Here is a 22,370-nt window from a genome sequence, read left to right as displayed (position 1 = left end):
GTGACCTACTGAAATTCGCTGACAGGAAATAGGTGAATGTACGGAATAAATAGACGCGCTAAGTGAGGCGCCCACATATTCCAGGGCTTGCACACGTCCGAAGCAGATTGCGCTCCGCACTTAGAGGCGGCGTCGACATCAGTACCTGAGCGCCGCGACACGGCCTGGACGAAGCGTAATCTGGAATCTGGTTGGAGACGCCGGAAACCGAAAGACCCTACGTAGTTGCTGTTAAACGTGCTTCACTTAGGAATTCTACGGAGGTGTGTCAGACGTCGTCCCGAATGGGCTTCTCGTGTCGACTCGATCTCGATTCGAGCGGCGCGAAGGAAGGCCGAGGCGCGCTTGAGAGCTACCGACAGCGAGCGGGCAGTGCGGGGCCAGAGGCTTGAGCTTCTTGTTCTTTCCGGGACGAACGCCTCAAGGACGCCAATAAGCTCGGTGGCGGTTCCCGACCACCTCTTGTGGCGGTCGATCATGGACCGCACCGCGGCGGCCACTGGGTCGTATTCAATGGCCGTCTCGGCCACCTCGCGCCGATTGGTTTCGTATGCGTCCAGGAACGCGTTTGCTGGCCACCCCAGAGTCTTCGAGGCCGCCGTAACCCAAAGTGCGAAGTCTGCCATTCGCGGCTTTCCCGAGACATGGACGTTCGGCAGATCCCGGAGTGCGCCGCTCAAGGCGTCGTAGAGTGCGCCGGTTACACGCGGTCCCACCATTTCCACCTGCTGCCATAACTCAGCCTCGCTCTTCCGCGAAGTATCCGGGATCGGTGGAAGGTGCAGAATAACGGACCGGTCGGCCAGATCCTGGCGCGTCGCCAGATCGGGAATGCCGTTGAGGATAATCGGCCGCATGGCATCGAAGATGACCTCCTCGCGGTCCGTATAGAGCTTGCGCGTACTGTAGCCGCCACCGGTCGCCATTCTGCACAACGCGTCCGACGTGGCTTGCGAAAGATCTGAGAGGTTGTCGGCGCAGATGATCCAGGAGTTCCGCGCGGTGATCAACAGGTCGCGCACGCCGCCCGGCGCGGTTCTCAGTGGGGCCTGGGAAGGGTCCACCAGGTTCCGGCACAGCCGAGTGGCGAAAGACTTCCCCGCTCCCTGCTCGGCGTGAAAAATGAGAATCGGGTAGGGTCCAGTGGGCCGGAGGGCGCCGAGCAGCCAACCGATTAATAGGTACCAGTTCGATTCTTCCTTGCCGAGGTTGACCAGGGGACGCAGTTCGTCGACGCGGCCGCCATGGACGGGGCATGGAAGTGCACTCAACCCTGCAGCTCGCCGAAACCGGATCGGGGACTCCTGAATCACGTTCCAGCCGGACGGCGTGATCTCTACACATTTCCAATCGGGCCTGCCCAGGTCTATATAGATGTGACCGTCCGAGACGGCCACGCGCGTGAAGACGTCCGTCGGCGTGCCTTCGTAGGTTGCCCGCGCTTCAATGGTATCGATCGCCTCGCGGCGGGCCTGGGCGCGAGGCGCGCTTCGGTATTGCTGAAAGTAACGGCCAAGTAGCCACCGATGGAATTGGCTCGACCGCACCGGCCAGTTCTCTTTGTGGCCGTTGATCGGCAGAACGGCGTACGCCTCGTCGTCATTGGTCGAGAACAACTCAGCCGGTGCAGCCAGGTCGATGAGGAGTTGAGTCTCCGACATCGGCACCTCCTGCCGCCAGTATTGCCGGCGAGGCGCCGCGTCAACTGAATTCGCCTGACAGCTATGCTGATCGTGGCATCGCTATTTGCGTCACCATCGTCACCGTCGTCACCGGCAACTAGCCCATTTCTCCATCTGCTTTACGTAGCAGGGTTCCTCTCGGGGAGCCAAATTCTACTCCGGCCGTTTTCCTGGCCAAAACCCACCTTTTTTGCACAAGCCTATTGATCGGCAGGGCTGCCACAGCCCTAGTACATGATCGACGGCAACCAGGCTCCGGCCGGTTCATTGTACAGGCCGAGGCTCATCAGGTTCATCGGCTGCACGACCCGCAGGCCGTTGTTGAGGCACCAGCGCAACAGCGCGCTGTTCCGCGTCGGCACCAACAAACCGGGGCCTCCAAACGAGTCCTTTGAAGCGATCAGCGCCTGCAGGTCCACATTGGTCTCCGCTGTTGTGTGGCCGAAAAACGCCAGGCTCGACGCGTAGCCCGTGATGCGGCCCGCGCGCTCCACCACCAGGGCGGTTTGCTCCCGGATCGCCTGCGCCAGGTCCCGGCCCCGGTCAAAGCCGTGGACACGCCGCGATAGCTCATTGCAGGCATCCAAATCGGCCGTTTGCGCGGGCCGGACCTCGCAACCAGGCACGTGCCTTTCCACCGGACGGCCCTGCAGACACGCCAGGGGCTCCTGGATGTCGAAGCCGAGGCGAGTGTACAGCGAGAACGACCGGTTGTGAAACGCAGCCTGCACCAGGCGCACTCCGGCGGCCCCGCGGCCACTCGCCCGCTCCAACGCGGCCTGCATCAGCTTCCCTCCGACGCCCAGGTTCTGTACGCCCGGATCCACCGTGATGGGGCCGATGCCTGCGATGACGGCACGCTCGTCCATACAGTTGCTGCCTACGAGCCGGCCCTCCACCTCGGCCACGACACAGTAGAAGTCCGGACTGGAGAACAGGGCGGACAGCAGACCCTTTGGGACTTCCGGACTCGGGAAGTCGCACGGAAAACCGTGAGCCGCATTGATCTTCGCGAACGCCTCGAAACAGATGGCGCCACAAGCCGGGGCATCCTCGCGCGCCGCTAAACGGATCGTTACGTCCTGACTGGAAATGTTGGACAAATCCGATGCCTCGCTTTCTGTCCGAAAAAGTATAACATCTGGCCGAGTGCGCGCCGGCCGCTGCCCGAGCGCCCTGTGACTGGAACGATTCGCACTGTACGGACGTCGGGCCTCCCTGTGGATCTGGGCGATAATGCAGGCTGTGACCATGAAACGGATCGCCTCCTGCCTGGCCGTACAATTGCTCCTGGCAACCGGCCTCGCGCGCGCACAGGCGCCGCGAGCAGTCATCAAGATCACCGGTGAACTGCACAAGCTGGTGCTCTTCGCCGATGGCACGGTGGGCGGCTGGGGAGACATGCGGGACGGACAGTTGGGACCGCGCGCCACACTGCCCAACTACCGCGGGCACATGACCGCCTTTGCGCCCATCGCGCTGCCCGGCAAAGCGATCGACATCGCGGCGGGCAGCCGAACATCCTACGTGCTGCTGGAGAACGGCAAAGTGCTGGCGTTCGGGTTTGGCATGAATGGAGAACTGGGCCGCGGCGAACAGGGTTTGGCGGGATCGGAAGTGCCCCTGGAGGTCAACGGTCTGGCGGAGGTGGCGCAGATCACCGCCGCCGGGATGACCGCGTACGCGATTCACAAGGATGGAACAGTCAGCGCCTGGGGCTCCCGCGGCTCTGGAATGGTGGCCGATGGCGTGTATAACAACCGTATGGGCGAATCCACGCCCGCGGCCCAAGTTCCCGTGCGCATTCCCAACGTCTCCGGCATAGTGCAGCTCAGCGCGTCCAGTTCGCACGTGCTGGCCCTGACTTCGACCGGGAAGGTCCTCTCCTGGGGCAGCGCCGGCGCCAGGCTGGGGCGGACCCTGGCGGAAGGTGTACGTGTAGCGTTGCCGGAGGAGATCCCTGGCCTGGATAACGTCGCCTCGGTAGCGGCAACGTCCGTGGCCTCGGGGGCGCTCAAGAAGGACGGGACGGTCTGGGTCTGGGGCTCCAATCAGCAGGCCGAGTTCGGCAACGGCCAAAGGGAGGACAACGAGCGGACCTGGAAACCGGTAAGGGTGCCGGGTGTCCAGAATGCGAAGGCCCTGGCGAATGGATTGATCGGCCGGCATTTTCTGGCGCTGCTCAAAGACGGCACAGTCAGAAGCTGGGGCAACTCGGATTGGGGCCAGGCCGGCAACGGGCTAACCGGCCAGGAACAGGCTACTCCGGCAGCGGCGAAGATCAGCGGGGTCAAAGCGGTATTCGCCGGGGGCAACCAGTCGTTCGCCGTCAAGCAGGATGGATCTGTGTGGGTCTGGGGATCCGGCGACCGGCGCGAATGGCCCTTGAGCAACAACGCGCCTTTGCCGGTTGCATTGAACTTTCCGGCACGCTAGCAGCCTGGTCCGGTATCAGCCGGCGTCTGCCCGGCGGGTTCCCTCGGCAGCCGCGATCCGCAAGGCATCACCCTGGATCGCGGCCAGCATGCCTCGGAAAATCAGGCCGTGGAAGGGGAGCACGGAATACCAGTAAAGAAGGCCGAACAGCCCGCGCGGCTGGAACAGCGCTGTTTGCCGCAGCGTACATTCATGGGCGCCCTTGTCCTGGATCCGGAAGCCGAGCAGTGCCTCGCCGGGCAGCCGCATTTCCGCCCGCAAGGAGAGCGACTGATCGCGATCCACTCCAACGACCCGCCAGAAATCCAAGGCGTCGCCGTACCGCAGGGAGTCGGGATCGCGCCGTCCGCGGCGTAGTCCCGGACCTCCGGCCAACCGGTCCAGCGCCCCGCGAATCTTCCACAGCCAATCCGCATACCAGCCGTGCTCGCCGCCCAGCCGGCACACGGCACGGAATGCGGCCCAGGCAGGCACTTCCATGGAGACCGAACGCTCATCCCGGAAGACGGTGCCGCCCGACCAGTCGGGATCGCCCAGCATGGGTCCGGCCATCGACCAGTTCGTCTCCACCAGGCGGGACTCCACCTGGCTGAGGGCCGCCCGGATGGCCTCGCGCACATTCATCAGTTTTTGAGGAACGAGATGGGTAATCCGGTCCTCGCGGCAGACAACTTCGTTCTTCAACCCTTCGGCCAGGGGCCGCGCGATGCTGCTGCTCAAGGGCGTCACCAGATGAATCCAATAGGAGCTCAGGCGCGGCGTCAGCACCGGCACAGGGATGATCCAGCGGCGGGGCAGTTTCAACTCTTCCGCCATGGTCCGCATGATCTCGCTGTAAGGGAGGATCTCGGAGCCGCCGATGTCGAACGTCCCACCGGCGCATTCGGGGACGGACAGGACACCCACCAGATACCCAAGCACGTTCTCCACCGCGATGGGCTGGCACCGCGTGCTGACCCACTTCGGAGTGATCATCACCGGCAGGCGCTGCACCAGATAGCGAAGGATTTCAAACGAGGCGGAGCCGGAACCGACGATCATGGCCGCGCGCAGCACCGTCACCGGCACACCGGTGGAAGCCAGGGCGGATTCGACATCGCGCCTCGACGCCAGATGCTGGCTCAGGTTCGGGCCGGTTTCACCGAGCCCGCCCAGATAGATGATACGGGTCACGCCGGCCGCCGCCGCTGCTTTCGCAAATGCCCCGGCCAGTTGCAGGTCGAGCTGTGCGTATTCGCCGCCGGCGGACATCATCGAATGCACGAGATAGTACGCGGCGGAGCAGCCGGAAAGCTCTCGCGTCAGAGCGTCGGCATCCGCCAACTCCGTCTTCCGGATCTCCACCCGGGCGTCTTCCGTCCACTTGCGGCCTTCGAGTTTCCTGGGCGTCCGAACGAGGCAGCGCAGGGAGTAGCCGGACTCCAGGAGCATGGGCGCCAATCTGCCGCCGATGTAGCCGGTAACTCCCGTGATGGCGATGCGCTGCATATCTTGGCTGCTGGCTGAGTGTAGCGTGTTACGGGTGTGAACTCACGGGTCGCTCAGTCCCTGGCGATCGCGGGTGGTGCCTGGCGAGCAGGACAGATCGGGAGGAATATCCGAACCGGAGGTCATTCCAGGAACAGCGGGAATTGTGCTGATCGGAGGGTTGTGCGTTCGTGCGCCTGGCGTGGAGTTGAGCGTCAGCGGCCCTCATATGAGGCCTTTCAAATGGAGATCTTTTCACCGGGCGACTTCAGCCTCCCCTAATTCCTTTTCCCGCGAACAGCGACAGCGCTTCTGCCACAAGTCGCTGCTCTTCCGAAGACCGGGAATTCTCATTTAGGACGAAAACCGCCAAAATGCGCACAGTACATTTCCTTCGCGCTAATATGACCATGACGCATGTTCACAAAATCGAAATCGACCTCATTTGGTCGGCGGTCATTGTTTCGGGCTATTTCCGTTCTCCTGCTGGGCTTGAGCGCGGCTTACGCGCAGACAGCGCGTCCGGTGATCCGGTACGCCAACGTGCTGGGCGGGTCGGCTCTCGATTCAGCGACGGCCATCACCACGGACTTTGCCGGGAATGTCTACATCACGGGCACGACGGCCTCGGCGGATTTCCCCAATGCGAAGCGTCTGGCGCCCCGGCCGGCCTCACCCGACTATCAATACCAGGACCTGTTCGTCGCCAAGATTGATCCGTCGGGCGCGAACATTCTCTACAGTGTCCTGCTCGGCCCAGGGACTCCTTCCGCCATTGTGGCCGGCGCGGACAGCAGCGTCTATGTGGCCGGCGCGGGAGCCAATGCGGATCTCCCCACGACGCCCGGAGCCGCCTCGACAACGGGAAACTGTTTCCTTTTCAAGTTGGATCCCAGCGGCTCAACGCTGGTGTACTCGACCAAATTAGGCGGCACCGGCACGATCCCGCAACGCGGGCTGACGGTAGATACGGACGGCAACGCCTTTGTCGCAGGGCGGGGCACAGGCATGCCAAGAACGGTCGAAGGCCCCAACGCGGAAGGCTCCTGGCCGTTTGCGATGAAGATCAACGCGCAAGGTTCCACAATCGTTTATGCAACCTACCTGCCCCAGGTTCAGATTTACGCCATCACCACGGATGCGCAGGGGCATGCCTATTTGACGGGTTCCGCCTGGGGGAAAAGCTTCAAACCGACGGTAGACACGTTGACGAGGGAGCGATCGGAGGATGGAGGGGTTGCCACAGGGGATGTGCTTCTGTTGAAGTTGAGCCCGGACGGCACGCAGATCCTCCTCTCGACGATGTTTGGAGGACTGGGCGATGACCACGGATCGGCCGTCGGGGTGGACGGAGAAGGTTTCATCTATATTAGCGGATCCGCCCAAACCTCCACTGGCAATCTTGCGCAGCCCGTCTTTCCCAGCACCGAGGAGGCATACGATCGCCTGCCTGGATTCCCTCGCGGATTTCTGGCCAAACTGGCACCGGCGGGCGACGCCCTTGTGTTCAGCACCTTCCTGCCGGATTCGGATGATGGCCTCTGCCTGAACATCGGTAGCGCGGGCATTGATGTGCTAACGACGCAGAACCGGCGGGATGCCACTCCGCAGCTCATCACGACAGGTTTGCTGCGCATGAGTCCAGGCGGCGGGTCGCTATTAAGCAAGACCATCGGAGGAGTCGGCTACGGCCCATTGTGCGGACACAGCGGAGAACGATTCGCGTTCACGGTTCAGGAATACTCGCCCGCCAGCCCTGACCTCTCACCGCTGGGGCCCGGCGGAACCGGAGACGTCTGGTTTGCGGCGATGGATGCCGATGTGCCAGACGCGCCAAAATTGGAACTCAATGCGGGCGCGATGGAACTGCGCGCCCATCAGGCAGTGGACGGCAGCACGCCGCCCGTGACGGTCAACCTGCATGCGGAGACTGGCAGCAAGACGCTGCCGATCCGGGTGACCCCGCACTTGAGCTTCAAGGATGTGGAGACGGTGCCCGCCCAGGGCACAACGCCCTTCGATACCGCGCTCGCCATCCAGCAGTCGGGCTGGACGAACCGCCTGTATGTGTTCGCACCCGGCGCGCAGGATGGGCTGGCTCTCCTGCCATCGAGGATCATTCAACGCCCAATTCAGGTGGTCTTTGAGCCCGAGTCTTACCACAACGGGCCCGGAGTGGTGCAGCTCGCGGTGGATCGGCCAGATGCGCCGCCGGTCACCGGCACCATCCGGATCAGCAGCATGGCGGAAGGCGATATATTCGCCACCCTGGTCACGGCGCCGATGGAATTCAAGGTGACTCCGACCACCGACATGCCGGCGTGGCTCACCATGAACACAACCACAGGCACCACCCCGACGGAGATCACATTTACGGCAAATGGCGCCGGCCTTTCGCCCGGCACGCGCACCGTGACGTTTGAGTTGCGGTGGTCCAGCTACTCGCCGTACGCTCCGGCCCAGGCGACGTTCACGGTGAACTTCCGGGTGGGCGAGGCGGCGGCGCAGATTCCGCGTTTGTTCACGACTCCGCAGGCAGTGACCATCCCGGTGAGCGACGCCCAGCCGGCCGGCTCGGCCCTGCTGCGGGTGGAGAGCACCGGAGATCCGCTCAGCTTCACGATGGATCCGCTACCGGACTGGCTGACCATCACCCCGGCCACAGGTATCACTCCAGTGGACCTGACGGTGACCGCCACGCCCGCAGCGGTGGAGAACCGGTCCTACACCGTACGATTCCAGGCGTCCAACCAGCAGGTGCGGACCGTGACCGTCTACACCATGGTGGCACCGCAGGATTACGACAAGCGGCTCTCGATCTCGACCCTGTCCCGGCAGCAAATCTTCGCCGACGCATCGCGCAGCGGGGTGGCGAGCGGGGCGCTCTTCTTCGCCAAACTCGACACGTACATGCCCGGGCCGCTGGCCGCGGAGGACGCGGAGCCAGGCGGGCTGCCGTCTTCGATGGCCGGCTACTCCTTCCAACTGGCCGGCGCGCCGGTACCCATCCGTTCCTATAAAGACCGTACGTTCCTGCTGCAATTGCCGAGCGGAATCCAACCCGGCTCGTACACGCTTGAGGCGCTGGACGCGAATGGCGCACGGGCCGGATCCGTGGTGATGTCCGTGGCCGCAGCCAACCCGCAGTACCTGGAAGCGCTGGTCAACGGTCTGTACGCGCGGAAGGAAGACGGGTCGCTGATCAATCCGGAGAATCCGGTGCATCCGGGTGAGCGAATGCTGATCCGCCTGACAGGGCAAGGGGCGGTGAGCCCTGCGCTGCCGGATGGACAGGCGGCTTCCCTGGAAGTTCCGTCAACCCCGGTGCTGCCGGTGACCGCCTACACAGGCATGAAGGAGCTGCGAGTGGTGTCTGCCACAATGAGCACGACCGACGCCGGAGTGCTGGACGTCTGGGTGGAGGTGCCGGGCCTGTATGACGGCGACCACTACGTGACGGTCAAGGTCGGCCCGCTGACCGCAGGCGTACTACCGGTGAAAGTGGCGGCACAGTGATGGGCCTGATGCGAGGAGCCCGCGGCTACTCGTTTTGCCGGTAGTCGTCGAGGCGGACGCCGGACAGGTGAACCGTCTTGTGCCACTGGTAGACGGCCTTGTAGTGGCGAACCTGCACTTGCGTTCCCTCATCCCAATACGGCAGCAGGTTGCCCGAGAAGACTTCACGGCGCAGCACCCGGCCTCCGCTGGATCGAAAGAAGTCGTAGCTGTCGTCACCGTAGGCCGTCGCCGGAAGTTTCACGGCGCCCGTCTTCGACGGCCAACTGAACTCCAATCGCCGAAGATTCGAGTTCGCGGTCGAGCACTCGAGATCCGGCCTTTCGCTCGCCATTTTTAACAGTGAATTCGGTGAACACTCAAAGAGGTCCCCAACTGTGATGCGCCGGTCTTTCACCGTCGCGGTGTATAGATCTGGATTCCAGTAGACGTACACCCAGAATTGCAGGTCCAGTTCCACGGGCTGCACGCGCAACACGTCGTACCGTTGGCGCCGCATCATGAGCGCATAACTCCAGCGGGTTCCCACGGATTGATCCCCTCGGGCCAGGCCAAACCGGTACTCTGATCCGTCAGCAGCATGTAACACGGCGTTCCCTGTGCTCGCCTCCGTGATCACGTCCTCGGGCACGCCGGAGAGTTCCGTGGGGAACTGGAGCATCACAATGTCCGCGCTCGATCCAGGCGCCGTCGACAAAAGGCCGCTTTTCGGCGCGGATATCTTCAGCGCCATCGGCCGCAGAGTGTCCGGCATCGGATTGAGCCAGTCACGCAGGGCAGTGCTGTCGCGAAACGGCCGCCACGACGCTAAACACACGACCGCCATGCAGCCCAACACCAGGACGCCACGAGCCATCCAGGTCCGGTTGCGGAGCAGTTGACAGTAAAGGGCAGCCAGGGCCACGACGGCGAACAGAGCAAGCAGCATCGCCGTCACCCGCCAGTTGGGCGGAGCCGCCGAGAAGTTATGCGATGACAGATTCGCGCTGACCAGAAGTGATCCCAGCAGCAGTCCCACGGCGGTGAGAATCGCCTGGCCGACATGGGTGGTCACCGCCATCACGGCCGCCGCGGGGAGGACAAACAGCACCAGCGTGCCGAACAGCAAAAGCGGTGATTCCTGCAACCAGAGGCGGGTACTGTACCCAAGACTGCGGAAGGCAATCAGATGGCCCAGCCAGCAGGGGAGAACGACAAACAATCCGGCAAACAGCGACTTGGCCGAGAGGATGTGAAGCCGGGAGATCGGCCTCGTTCGCCAGTCTTCCAAAGGAGAAGGCCATCGCTCCGCCTGGATGACCCGCCCCACGAGCAGGACGAGCAACACGGGCGACAGGTAAGGGAACAGGAACGACACCACCAGCGTGATCGACGCATTCATGGACTCAGCTGCAGTGAAAGCAGCAGTGAAGAGCACGATCAGCGTGACGATGCTCTCGTACCACCACTGGCGGATGTCCTTGCGGAGCAGGTGCAGGACCAGTCTCATTGCTGTTCTCCCTTGCGGCCGCTGCGCGCCAGGGCCACGAAGATGGCTCGGAGGGTCATGGGTTGGGCTTCGATGCTACGTGCGGTCGGGAAGGCGGCCGGCCAGCGGGCAGGATCCTGACGCGTATCCACAAAGCGCATCATCGATCCCGACGTCTCCGGCGGCAGCCAATCTTCCGGCCAGGGCGCCGGGCGCTGAGCCTCCCCCTCGAACACCACCTGCACTTCCCGGAAGCGCTCGGCGAGCACCGCCATCTCCTCGGACAAACGCAGCCGGCCCTGTTCCAGATAGCCGACATGGCTGGCGAAGGATTCGATCTCCGCCAGGTCATGCGAGGAGACGAAGATCGTCATGCCCTCAGCGCGATCGAGCAGGCCCTGAATGAGCTCCTCGCGGACGAGTGGATCCAGTCCGGTGAAGGGCTCGTCGAGGATCAGGAGCTGTGGCCGGAACACCAGCGCCGAGGCAAGGGCTACCTTCATCTTCATGCCGCGCGACAGTTGCTTCACCTTGCGGCCGGGCGGCAAGTCAAACTGGCGGCGCAGCTCAGCGTGAAGGTCCGCGTCCCACGTTTTGTAGAGCGGCCGGAGGTAGTCAAAGAACTCCTCCACCGTCATCCACTCCGGCAAACGCTGGTTCTCCGAAACGTACCCGATGTGCTGGAAGTTCTCGTGCGTGAGCGCGCGGCTGTCCGCGCCCATCACCTCCGCGCGCCCAGTGGTCGGCTGTCGCAGGTTAAGGATGGTCTGGATCGCCGTGGTCTTCCCTGCCCCGTTCGGCCCGACAAAGGCGTAGATGGAGCCCCGGGGCACGTCCAGGTCGAGGCCGCGTAGCGCCTCGGTGCCCCCATACCGCTTGGTCAGGCGCTCGGTGTGAATTGCCATGCTCATGCGTCTTCTCCGGAAGGCGGTTCCAGCTTCCGCCAGTGTTCGGCGATCCCGTCCTGCACGTCCGCCAGGCTCAGGCCCAACTTACGGGCCTCCACCACCAGGTGCTCCAGCTCCGTCTCCAGCAACTGCCGGCGCTGGGCGCGCGTGGAGCTTCTCGGCTCGGCCACAAAGGCGCCGATGCCGGGCTTCACCTCGAGCAGGCCTTCGTTGATGAGATGGGCGATGACCTTGTGGGCCGTATTCGGGTTGATCTTCAACTCCCGGCTGAGCCCTCGGATGGAAGGGAAGGCGTCGCCCGGCCGGAGCTTTCCGCTGACGATCGCCTTGCGGGCCGCGTAGACGACCTGCTCAAACAACGGGATGCCGGGCACAAACGACAGCCGGAAGGGAACCACAGGTGCACTATGGCACATAGTGCACCTACCTGCAACAGAAAAATGCGCAAGAGCGTGCCTGGCGGGCGATTCACGGCGCGGTGAACGGCTCTATCCCCACTCATTCACCCATATGGGTTCGGAGCGAGGGGCAGACACATCACTTCTGATTTCAGACCTTATTATCTTTTGTAAGCGTATACTGAGTCTGCAGACGGGGGCCCGAACGCTGTACCCCGCGGAGTGCATATTTATGCGGACACTGGCTACGCTCTCCATACTTTGCTTTGCTTCCTTCGGGTGGGGACAGACCAAACCCGAATTTGCTTCAACCAACGCCGTCCTCAATGCCGGAGGCGGACTGTACGAATTCGCCCCGGGGTCGCTGGTCTACATCAGGGGCAACTACCTGGCCACCCAGTCAGGACCCGCGACACCGCCCTATCCGTCGACCCTGAACGGCACCACGGTGACCGTCACCCAGGGCAGCGTTGTGCTCAATGCGGCGCTGCTGGAGACACTGCCCGACCGGCTGACGGTCCAACTTCCTTACGGCCTGAAAGCGGGCTCGGTCACTCTCAAGGTGAAGACGGCCGGGGGTGAGATCTCGCGCGGATTACCCATCCTGGATGCGGCTCCACGCCCCGTGTACCGGCAGGTGAACGCGTCGTGGATTGTGGAAGCGTATCACCCTGATGGGAGTGCGGTGACCGAACTGGCGCCCGCGAAGCCCGGTGAGGAAGTCCGGCTGATGGTGCAGGGATTGGGGGCGACAACTCCTGAGATTGCGGCCGGAGCCCTGCCGGGCGACGGCAGCCTGGAACGGCCCTTCAACATCGCGAATGCGGCGCTGGCGGCGAAACTGGAAAAGACAGACCTGGAAGTGAATGGCGCGCGCCTGGCGGTGGGTCGTCCCGGCTTCTATGAGGTCACTGTGGTGACGCTGGCCGACGTCCTGGCCGGGCTGTACCCCGTCACGCTGGGCATCGCCGGCAGCGACCTGGTGTACGGCGCCTCGCTCCCGGCAGGCGGGCGGGTAGTTCAACTTTCCAAAGTATGGAACACCGAAGCGTGCCGGACGACGGACCAGGCGGCCCTGCGGCTGCCGGACGACGCGGTGTTGACGAAGATCGAAACCTGGTACCAGTTCCCGGAGAATACGGCCTCCCTATCGTTCCAACTGCTCAATGCCGCGGGCGAGGAAGTCCTGGCATCGACGATGGGCAAGCAGGCGTGCGACGCAACAAGTCCGGAGTGGTGCCTGGCGATGCGTGCGAACCTGCGGCAGGTCCTGCCGGCCGGAGAGTACAAACTCGTGACTTCGACTCCGGGCCTGTGCGTGAACGACGCTACGACCGGCCAGGCCTTCGTCAAACTCACCGGTGCCTGGGCGGAATCGAACTGGCAGGTGGCCTCCGACGGATGGGTGACTCCCGAGGGCGGCAGTTTCGAAGCGCCCGGGTTCAAACTTACGGCGGAGGCCGGCGCGCTGGCCGAACCGGTGAATCTGAAGATCTCGACCACGACGCGGCCCAGGGAACCTGCGAGCGATCGTGTCACGCCCTATTTCCGCTTGGAAGGGCTGCCTACAGCCCTGGCGGCTCCAGTGACATTGACGCTGGACGTGGCAGGCACCCCGGACGGCGATGTGACGCTGTTGATGCAGCCCGAGGGCAGTGACGACGGGCCTGCGTTCTTCTCCGGCCAGGTGCAGGATGGCAAGCTGACCGTGGCGCTGCCGGCGCAGACGCCGGAGAAGACGACGGCACGCGCGGCGCGGGCGCGGACGGGCGCCTTGACCAGCAATAGCAAGGTGAGCTGGATGCTGTGGGCCATGGCCGGGCTGAAGCCGAACACGTCGCGGGACGAGCATTTCATCCTGCATGCCCCGTCGAGCGCGGGCGAACTGATCAAGACGCTCGGCAACGACCTGGAAGACGCCTACAAACTGATTGCGAGCATGGGGCTGGACTGGAACAAACGCGGCGGTTCGGCGATCGAGATCTACCTCTTCTCCTACAACAGCTGGTCCAATCTGGTGCTGGGCGGCAGTTCAGGCGCGGCAGGCAATTCGGAGACCGGCATCTGGGGGAAGAAGAACACAGGCCTCTGCATCAATCTGGATACGCTGCAGGGCGGCGGGCAGAAGGAACTGGATGACGCGCGGATCACCGCCGGCCACGAGCTTCTGCACATCATGCAGGCGCAGTATGAAGGCAACAGCAGCAGCGGCTGGTTGTGGATGGAAGAGGCTTCGGCCACGTGGCTGGAGCGTGCGATGTCGGGTGACGGCAACTACATCTCCGGCAACGCGTCGGAGAACATGTACTTCCTGTACACTGAGCCGCTGGAGGTGGCTGACTGGTGGAGTCCGGCAGCGGCCCGGCGGCACGGCTACGGGGCGTCGCTGTTGTTGCAGACGCTGGCCCCGGCCTCGCCCGGAGTGGTGGATGCGCGCATCGGCGACGTGTTGAAGCTGATGGAATCGGAAACCTCGACCATGCCGGTGGAGGGACTCGAGAAGGTCTTCGGGCCGCTGCACGAAGCCTGGTGGACCTTCTGCGACCGCTATGTGGGCGGCCGGATTATCGACGGGTACCCGGGTTATGGACTGCTGACCGGAGGCGCGGTAAAGCCGGTGGCGTGGCCGCTGAGCAAGAGCACGGTGTCCTACCGCGAGAGGTTCGCCTATCCGCACCTGGGCGCGCGGCTGTATCAGGTCACCTTCGACAAAACGAACGTGCCCCTCTGGCAGGACAAAGCCAAGCTGCGCTTCACCCTGACATCGCAGGGCCTGGCCAAGGCGTTTGTCTACACCATGCATGGATCGCACCTGGAGAAAGCGGGCGAATTCATGCAGATGTTTGACCTGGAGGATGTGCAGGCGCTGGCCGAGGCGAACGGCCGGGTGTTCGTGATGGTGTCGAACGGTTCCCACATTTATCCGAACAACGGGACGACGGACGTGCAGTTGGAGATGAAGCTGGACGGAGAGTTCCAGGGTGTCACCTCCTTGGACCACTCGTTTCACGGAGTGCTCTACAACAAATACTACGAGTTGGATTTCGACGTCTCAATCACAGGCACGGCTCCGTTCCAGGTGAAGAGCGCGGCCGAAGCATTCGGGTGCTGCTACATCGCAGACCTGATCACTCCGCCCATCGACCTGAAGACGAAGGAAGAGGGCAAAGACCAGGTGGATGAGTTCACGGTGACGGTGACGTATAAGAACCTGAAACCGGGCCCCAGCGCGCCGGGCGGCTGGAAGGCGGGCATGCGCGTGAAGGCGGGCTTCGACACGAAAGGGGAAATGGCCTTCGGGGTCTCCACCATGTCGAAGACTTACCGCGTGACGCGCGGCGGGGCCAGTGCCGGATCGACGTTCATGACGGAACTCTACTGGCCAGACTCTGGCTCGCTGCAGGGTGGGGCGGATGGTCCGGTCGGGGTCTCCTTCACGCCGTATAAGTAGCGGCCAGTCCGGAGGCTCTCAGCAAGGCTCTGCGGGTTCCTGGTAGAACTGCATCATGAGCGGCTTGCAGCGGGGCATCCTCCAGAACATCGGCAACACGTCGTTATTGGCCTTGCGCAGGGTGGCGCCGGACAATGGCGCCCGCATCCTGCTGAAGCTGGAGAGCGAGAATCCCACCGGCAGCATGAAAGACCGCATGGCGCTGGCCATGATCGAACAGGCCGAGGCGGAAGGGCGGCTGTCGGAAGGTGGCTCCGTCGTCGAGTACACAGGTGGCAGCACGGGCGTGTCGTTGTCGCTGGTCTGTGCGGTGAAGGCCTATCCCCTGCACATCGTCACTTCGGATGCGTTCTCGCAGGAGAAACTCGATCACATGAGGATCCTGGGCGCGCGGCTGCAGATCGTGCGGAGCGAAAGCGGCGGCATGACAAAGCAGCTCACGCAGGACATGATCGAAGCCGCGCGGGTCATTGCCGCGGAGACAGGCGCCGTCTGGACCGACCAGATGAAGAACACGGCCCCTCTGGCCGCCTATCACCGCATGGCGGAAGAGATCTGGCTGCAAACGGAGGGAGACATCGACGGCTTCGTGCAGAGCGTGGGAACCGGCGGCTCACTGCGCGGCAATGCCGAAGGACTGCGGCGAAAGAATGATCAGATCCGGATCGTCGCGGTGGAACCGGCCGAGTCGCCCGTGCTTTCGGGCGGAGCCCCGGGCTCACACAAGATCGACGGGATCGGCGCCGGTTACATCGTACCCCTTTGGCAGCCGGGGATCGCCAACCGCATAGAGGCAGTCTCGACGCAGGAGGCCACGGCGATGGCGCTGCGACTCGCTCGGGAAGAAGGTGTCTTCGCGGGTACCTCGACCGGAGCCAACGTGGTGGCCGCCTTCCGGCTGGCGGAAGAGCTTGGCCCCAAGGCCAACATCGTCACCATCATGTGCGATACGGGAATGAAGTACCTGAAGACCTACGGGGCCGTGCTCAATGGCGGCGGCGCGTAGACAGGGTTCGGCGAAACGCCAGAGCGGCGGCTGAAGGCTACAATCAAGCCTGGGTGCGAAGTCTGTCCATTCTCTGCTGCAGCTTCACTGCCGTGTGCCTGGCGCAGGGCGCCGTCTCAGCGGAGCAACAATCCAAGGCCCAGGCATTGGCTACACAGGCCGAGTCAGAATTCGCCGCGGGCAAGTATCCAGAGGCGATCCGGGACGCCTCGGAGTGCGCCAAGCTCAACGCAGCGCTCAAGCTGCCGAAGCCGGAGGTCGACTGCCGCACCACCGTAGGCCGCGCGCGGGTGAACTCCGGCGAGTATGAGGCAGCACTGGCCGCATACGGAGCCGCCCGGGGCGTGGCGCGCGGCGCGGGGATCACCTCAGCGGAAGTGACGCTGCTCAACAACGAGGCAAACGTCTACTACTTTCTGGGCCGCTACAGCGAAGCGCACGACCGGTATAACGAGGCGCTCGACATCCTGGGCAGGCACGGCCAGGAAGATTGGCACGCCCGGCGCTTGCAGATGACGCGCGCCAACATCGCAGTGCTCTATCAGAAGCTGGGGCAATATCAGCGAGCGCTGGCGATCTATCAGGAATTATCCTCGGCTCGCAGTGCACTGGCTCCGGGGGAACGCGCGCAGCTACTGGCTAACATGGGCGTGCTGTACCGGCGGCTGGGCGACCCGTATAAAGCACTCGACCGCTACCGCGAGGCACAGGCGCTGTTCGCGGCCAACCACGACCGGGACGGCGAAATCGGCGTCATCAAGAACATGGGTATTGCCCTGGCGCTGGACCTGGAAGACCCCGCCCAGGCGCGACCCAACTTCGAGCGCGCGCTGAAGCTGGCCTTGGATTCGGGCAACCGGAGGGAGGCTACGCAGGCGCTGCTGTACCTGAGTGAATCCTCCCGTCGGAGGCACCTTGCACCGGTAGCGCGCCAGCAGGCCGCGCGGGCGCTGCAGGCGGCGGAGCAGATCAATGCTCCGGAAGAGAAGTGGAAGGCGCAGTACGAGCTCGGACGTGTCGAGGAAGACATGGGCCAGCCCGCGGAGGCCCTGGCCCTTTATCGTGAGGCAATCGCCGCCATCGAGGCAATGCGGACCAGCATCTCGACCGTCGGTTTGAGAGCCGGCTTCCTTGGTGACAAGCGCGACGTCTACGATGCCGCGATCACCCTGTTGGTGGAGCAGGACTCGCCTAAGCTCGAGGAAATCTTTCACTACATGGAGCAGGGCCGCGCTCGTGCGCTGAAAGACCGCATCAGCGTCCAGGCGGGGCCGGCCACAATTGCGGGAATCCAGAAGCGGCTGTCACCAGGCTCGGCCCTGCTGGAGTTCTGGCTGGCGGACCCGCATGGCGCAGTCATCTGGATCACGCCGGCGGCGGCCGGACTGCTGCGCTTTGACGCGCCGGCCGCAGGCATGATCGACGCCTATCTCGACACACTGCGGTCCGGGCAGGCAGCATGGCAGGACGCATCGGCAAAGCTTGGCACCGCGACGCTGGGTGTCCTCGCAAAACTACCCCAGCCTGCAACTTCCCAACTCATCATCGTCGGCGATGGCCGGCTCCAGTCGCTGCCCTTCGAATCCCTGCGGCTGCCGGGCTCAGACGAACTGCTCATCGATCGCTTTGCGGTCAGCTATCTGCCCTCCTCGTCCATGCTGGCCGGCCAGCGGGCGGAGCGAGGCTGGCTCTCGCCTTGGAGGGCGATGCTGGTCGCGTTCGCCAGTCCGCGGGCGCCTGCCTCGGCGTCCGGATCCGCGCTGTTTGCGGAGGGACTGGCGGAGTTGCCAGGCGCCACGGAGGAAGCGCACGCAGCCGCCTCCGCGACCTCCGGCCGCACTCTGGTTCACGCCGGAGCTTCCAACTTGAAGAGCTTCGTCAGCGCTGTGAACCTAAAGGGAGTCCCGCTGCTGCACTTTGCCACGCACGCCGTGGCCGATAGCGTCGACCCGGACCGCTCACGGCTGGTCTTTACCTCCCCTGACGCAGGGCGGCCCTACGACTTTCTGTTCGCGCGCGAGGTCGCGGCGCTGGATCTGTCCACGACACTTCTGGTCACGCTGGCCGCCTGCGATACAGAACTCGGTCAGGCTGTGGCTGGCGAAGGGATCCAGGGCATCAGCCGGGCGTTCCTGGGCGCTGGCGCGAAATCCACAGTATCCACCTTGTGGCGCATCTCGGACCGGCCGTCGGCCGAGTTCATGCGGACCTTCTACTCCGCATTGGACGCCGGCGAGACGGTCTCCGCGGCGCTGCGGGAAGCGAGGCTGTCGTTCCGGCGCTCGGGCCAGGCACTAGCGCACCCTCGTTATTGGGCCGGGTACGTCCTGAACGGTGACGCCTCAGCCCGCACGCCACGCTCGACGCTCCTTCCAGTGCTCGCCAGCCTGGCCGGCATCGTGCTCGCGCTGCTCTCGTGGGCCTACCGGATCAGAACGGCGTCGAAATGAAGGGTTTCAGGTCACCGGTGGAGGTATCAGCGGTGAAGCTCACTACCTGAACCGGAACCGTCGCAAAAACGCGCACCATGGTCCCGGGGCTCAACTTCGAGTGGAAGTACTCGCCCAACTCGCGGGTGATCGATTCGCCATAGGCCAGCGCCAGCGAGGCGCTCGCAAGCACACCGCCGGCGGGGGTCCAGGCTTCCAGCCGGATCTGTGCGGTAGCCGCATTCGAGTTCTGGATGGCCAGCGCGGTCAGTTGGGTGCCCCGCACGCCCTGCGATTGCTGGGTGGTGCTCACCTGGAGGAACTGGAACGATCGCGGGAAGATCGGGTGCGCCGAGGCCACCACAGGTTGCACGCTGGCGCCCTGCGGCACCGCGCGCAAGTACGAGAAGTAGTCCACCGTGTCTTTGTTGGGATTCGTGACGTTGATCTTCTGCGCGTCCATTTCCACAGTCTCGGCGAGAACCAGTTGGATCTCGGACGGGTTCACCACCAACACCGATTTCGTCTTGAACTTGGTGCGGACCCTGGCCGCGGGATCGAAGCCTGAACCGGCCACGTGAATCACCGTGCCGGCCGGCCAGGTGCCACCGCCGGGCACGACATTGTGAATGGAAGCCGAGCCAGCGAGCGTCAGGATACCCGGCTTCGATGGGACAAACGGCTCCACGAAGCCGAGGGCGTCAACGAATGTCGAGCCGGGATCCAATGAAAGGGGAACAGTCATCCCGGCGGCAGCATCGGGCCGAATGTGCGCCGCGACGGTGAGGATCGGGTAGTCGACTACAGTCCCCAAGGATGACAACGGCGACATCGAGTTTACGGCCAGTTGCCCGCCGTCGACGTGGGCCACACCGAATACATCACCCAGCGGACTCCAAAGGGAGATCCCAAAGACGGCGTCGAACGCAAATGGATCGAGCGCCATTCGCTTCGTACCGCTCGAGATCGGCTTCGGCTCCGTCAGGCTCAGTTTCAGCTGAACAGTGCCGCCGGCTGGTTGGGTTTCGTCCAGGACACGCACTTCCGAGCCTACGGCGGGTGCGGGATTCCGCTTCTGCTGGCCGGCCGCCGGCCAGTTCATCAGCGACACAGCGCTGAGAGCAGTCAACATGAACTTCGTGGTTTGCGTCATTGTGAGTGCTCAGGTCCTGATCTAGTGAGTCGGGGCAAGCTTCTTACGGAAGCTCTGGCTGCTCTGGGCGAGTTCCTTGCCGCCGGCGTCGAGCGCTTCCACCTGCCAGATCATCCGCTTGCCGGGCAGCGACTTGCCCTGGACATCAAGAGGCACGCGGACATTGAGAGAAGCCGTGGTGGCCTGCCAGAGAAGCACACGGTCGACTTCCATGATCTTCACGCGGTATTGCGCCGCGCCTGCCACGGCGCCCCAGCGCAGCTCCTCGGGGGCTCTGGCCACGTCGCCTTTCGGCGCGATCAGTTCCACATTCTGCGAACGTTCGGCGCTTTGCAACAGGTCCTGTGTCGAAGGCACAGAGGAACGGCTTCTGACCCCGACGCCAACCGTCAGTAATAGAGCGGCCAGCGCAATGGCGGCGGGGGCCAGTGCGCGCGTTCCGAAGAGGCGGTCAAACCAGGAAGCGCGCGGCGTGGCGTCGCGGTTCCAAGGCATCCGCATGCGGTTGTCCACCCAGTTGACGGCAAAGGCATCCGCGGCACACGGGGCAGGCTCGAGGAAGGCAACGTAGGCCGCCCGCTGCGCGGCGCAATGCGCGCAGCTGCCCAGATGCGCCTGAATGGCGGCACTTTCGATCGGCCCGCGCACAGCCAGCGATTCCACAGCCTGGCACTCCGTTGTTGCCCCAAACAACTGCTTCAGCAGGTCCCTATCGTCGAGTGTCATCGCCCTTCTCCTTGCCCCAGTGCGAACCCTTTCCGGTCCTGCCTTGCATGCAGGCGCCGCACCGCGGTCTGTAGTTTCCGCTTGGCACTGACGATGAACGCCTTTGCGCCGCTGGCATTCGTGAGGCGCAGCACTCGCGTTACGGCCTCCAGCGGCAGCTCGTCCGAATAGTGCAGGACCATCACCTGCTGCTCCGTCTCGTCCAGGGTCTCGCGGATCAGCGCCCGCATCGCGCGCAGCGCCGCTTCCCGCTCCAACACAGCCGAGGTATCCCACCCGCGGGCGTCCACCGGTTCCAGCACCAGAATGGGTTCACTGGCGTCCAGCGGCTCCCCGGAACGCTGGCGGACATGATTCAGGCAGTTGTTGCGCATAATCGTGAAAAGCCATGTGGAGAACTTTGAGTCCGCCCGGAAGCCCTTCAGGTTCTGATACGCCTTGAGGAACACGTCCTGGGCCAGATCGAGGGCCGTCTCGCGGTCCCCGGCATACCGGTAACACCACGCGGCTACCTTCCGTTTGTAGCGGCTGAAAAGCTCGTCCGCGTGCGGATTCGCCTCGTCTTCAGTCGGCGCGGACTGAAACCGGAGGACCAGCATCTCGTCGCTGAGGGTATCTTCCTGAACTTCCTGAACTAGTAGCATTGCCGCGATGTCCGGCGCAGCCCGTCACTGCGCGTGTTAGTTGATCTGACCCGGCTCAGGCGGGTGCGGAACAACTTTCTGCAGTGGCCCGGCCGGCGGGCGGTCAGCGCAGCAGCTTCTCAATCTCCCTGGACAATCGTTCTTCCGTCATTCTCGTGGGCGAGTAAAGCCGTACGGTGCCCTTGCCATCGATCAGGACGAACGTAGGCGTGGCCGATGCGCCATACCGCAGCATGGCTGCATCGCTAAACGGCACGCGGACCAACGGCAGCGGGCCGTAGACACTCCGCCAGATCTCCTCGACGCGCTTCTTCTCGGCGGCGCGGTCGGCGGTATAGAAACGCGTCGGCGCGGCGAAATGGACACCTTTTGGTTCGTAGCGCCCCACAACACGGCGGAAGTCCTCCGCCTGCGCCTTGCAGTCGCCGCACCATTCGGCCCAGAAGAACAGCACCACGGGCTGGCCGCGCCATTCATCCAGTGCGGGCATCGCCGCTCCAAGAGCATCTTCTGAAACGAAAGCCGGAGCCTTTGTCCCCACCAGGCCAATCTGATTCCAGCGTTTCCACAGCCGAGCCCGCAGGCCGAACGGCGCCACGGAATAAGTCTTCAGGCTGCCTTCGAGGAATCGAAGGGCCTTTGCCTGCTGCCCGGAGGCCGCCATCTGCTGGGCCTTTACCTCCAGCGCCGTGCCCAGCGCATAGACTGCCTCGCGATGGCTCTCGTAATCGGCCGGAGTCTTCAACTGCGCCAGAGCCAGGCCGGAGGCTCGTTCCGCGTAAGTCGAAGCGGCGGCCCAGTCGCCCACGAGAGCGGCTCCGCGCGCCAGCCACGCCAAGCCCATCAGATACTCCGCGTCTTCGCCTTTGGCCGCCCGGTGAACCTCGAGGACGGACTCCGCGCTGGGCAGGTCTCCGGCGGAGAGCTTCAGCCGTAGCGAACGGACGTCCTCCATCTGCTGGGCTGGTAAGCAGGCGGCGAAAACCACTGTAAACAAAAGGCGGCACTGGTTGGTCATCACTTGGAGTGTAGAGGATGGAAAGTGAACGATTGCGTCCAGCCGCTTGGAATCCAATCCAGATGAGT

Annotated in this window: 15 protein-coding genes; 5 read left to right on the top strand and 10 right to left on the bottom strand. The window is 63.8% G+C overall.

Annotation, left to right across the window (positions count from 1 at the left end):
- Positions 1-242: 242 nt before the first annotated feature.
- Together IRI77_RS36405 and IRI77_RS36400 are read right to left on the bottom strand one after the other, a co-directional pair.
- Complete coding sequence (locus IRI77_RS36405) at positions 243-1,661, bottom strand: hypothetical protein (RefSeq protein WP_194449824.1); 1,419 nt, start codon at positions 1,659-1,661, stop codon at positions 243-245.
- A gap of 248 nt (positions 1,662-1,909) precedes the next feature.
- A complete protein-coding gene (locus IRI77_RS36400) occupies positions 1,910-2,785 on the bottom strand; it encodes a GNAT family N-acetyltransferase (protein WP_228486506.1) in 876 nt (291 codons plus the stop codon).
- A 148-nt stretch (positions 2,786-2,933) separates the two neighbouring features.
- On the opposite strand from IRI77_RS36400, the gene IRI77_RS36395 reads away from it, so the two are divergent.
- A complete protein-coding gene (locus IRI77_RS36395; RefSeq protein WP_194449822.1) occupies positions 2,934-4,118 on the top strand; it encodes an RCC1 domain-containing protein in 1,185 nt (394 codons plus the stop codon).
- A 15-nt stretch (positions 4,119-4,133) separates the two neighbouring features.
- Here IRI77_RS36395 and IRI77_RS36390 read toward each other — a convergent pair whose 3' ends face one another.
- Positions 4,134-5,606 (bottom strand): SDR family oxidoreductase, encoded by a 1,473-nt coding sequence (locus IRI77_RS36390; RefSeq protein ID WP_194449821.1) that lies wholly within the window; start codon positions 5,604-5,606, stop codon positions 4,134-4,136.
- Between the two features lie 438 nt (positions 5,607-6,044).
- On the opposite strand from IRI77_RS36390, the gene IRI77_RS36385 reads away from it, so the two are divergent.
- A complete protein-coding gene (locus IRI77_RS36385) occupies positions 6,045-9,101 on the top strand; it encodes an SBBP repeat-containing protein (RefSeq protein WP_194449820.1) in 3,057 nt (1,018 codons plus the stop codon).
- A 25-nt stretch (positions 9,102-9,126) separates the two neighbouring features.
- Here IRI77_RS36385 and IRI77_RS36380 read toward each other — a convergent pair whose 3' ends face one another.
- Genes IRI77_RS36380 through IRI77_RS36370 form a run of 3 tightly spaced genes read right to left on the bottom strand, consistent with a single transcriptional unit; the run spans position 9,127 to position 11,893 of the window.
- Positions 9,127-10,590, bottom strand: coding sequence for a hypothetical protein (locus IRI77_RS36380; RefSeq protein WP_194449819.1), 1,464 nt, complete (start codon positions 10,588-10,590; stop codon positions 9,127-9,129).
- Positions 10,587-11,474, bottom strand: a complete 888-nt coding sequence (locus IRI77_RS36375) for an ABC transporter ATP-binding protein (protein ID WP_228486505.1) — start codon at positions 11,472-11,474, stop codon at positions 10,587-10,589. Before IRI77_RS36375 ends, IRI77_RS36380 begins: the two co-directional genes overlap by 4 nt.
- A 2-nt stretch (positions 11,475-11,476) precedes the next feature.
- A complete protein-coding gene (locus IRI77_RS36370; protein WP_194449817.1) occupies positions 11,477-11,893 on the bottom strand; it encodes a GntR family transcriptional regulator in 417 nt (138 codons plus the stop codon).
- A gap of 214 nt (positions 11,894-12,107) precedes the next feature.
- Between IRI77_RS36370 and IRI77_RS36365 the strand changes: the two genes are divergently transcribed.
- The 3 genes from IRI77_RS36365 to IRI77_RS36355 are packed head-to-tail and all read left to right on the top strand — an operon-like array spanning position 12,108 to position 18,782.
- Complete coding sequence (locus IRI77_RS36365; protein WP_194449816.1) at positions 12,108-15,326, top strand: hypothetical protein; 3,219 nt, start codon at positions 12,108-12,110, stop codon at positions 15,324-15,326.
- Positions 15,327-15,381: 55 nt separating this feature from the next.
- Positions 15,382-16,332: a PLP-dependent cysteine synthase family protein gene (locus IRI77_RS36360; RefSeq protein ID WP_194449815.1), complete on the top strand. Its 951-nt coding sequence runs from the start codon at positions 15,382-15,384 to the stop codon at positions 16,330-16,332.
- A 53-nt stretch (positions 16,333-16,385) separates the two neighbouring features.
- Positions 16,386-18,782 (top strand): CHAT domain-containing protein, encoded by a 2,397-nt coding sequence (locus tag IRI77_RS36355; protein ID WP_194449814.1) that lies wholly within the window; start codon positions 16,386-16,388, stop codon positions 18,780-18,782.
- Here the strand turns inward: IRI77_RS36355 and IRI77_RS36350 are convergent.
- The 4 genes from IRI77_RS36350 to IRI77_RS36335 all read right to left on the bottom strand — a co-directional run bounded on the left by IRI77_RS36350 (position 18,763) and on the right by IRI77_RS36335 (position 22,272).
- On the bottom strand, positions 18,763-19,914 hold the full coding sequence (locus IRI77_RS36350; protein WP_194449813.1) for a hypothetical protein: 1,152 nt from the start codon (positions 19,912-19,914) through the stop codon (positions 18,763-18,765). The genes IRI77_RS36355 and IRI77_RS36350 overlap by 20 nt on opposite strands.
- A 21-nt stretch (positions 19,915-19,935) precedes the next feature.
- On the bottom strand, positions 19,936-20,640 hold the full coding sequence (locus tag IRI77_RS36345; RefSeq protein ID WP_194449812.1) for a hypothetical protein: 705 nt from the start codon (positions 20,638-20,640) through the stop codon (positions 19,936-19,938).
- Positions 20,637-21,284 (bottom strand): RNA polymerase sigma factor, encoded by a 648-nt coding sequence (locus IRI77_RS36340; protein ID WP_194449811.1) that lies wholly within the window; start codon positions 21,282-21,284, stop codon positions 20,637-20,639. Before IRI77_RS36340 ends, IRI77_RS36345 begins: the two co-directional genes overlap by 4 nt.
- Positions 21,285-21,387: 103 nt before the next feature.
- The gene (locus IRI77_RS36335) at positions 21,388-22,272 is read right to left on the bottom strand and encodes a TlpA family protein disulfide reductase (RefSeq protein ID WP_228486866.1); all 885 of its coding nucleotides are present in this window, start codon (positions 22,270-22,272) and stop codon (positions 21,388-21,390) included.
- Positions 22,273-22,370 lie beyond the last annotated feature (98 nt).

The organism is Paludibaculum fermentans (assembly GCF_015277775.1).
Taxonomy (GTDB): domain Bacteria; phylum Acidobacteriota; class Terriglobia; order Bryobacterales; family Bryobacteraceae; genus Paludibaculum; species Paludibaculum fermentans.
This window is presented reverse-complemented; position numbering and strand designations above follow the sequence as displayed.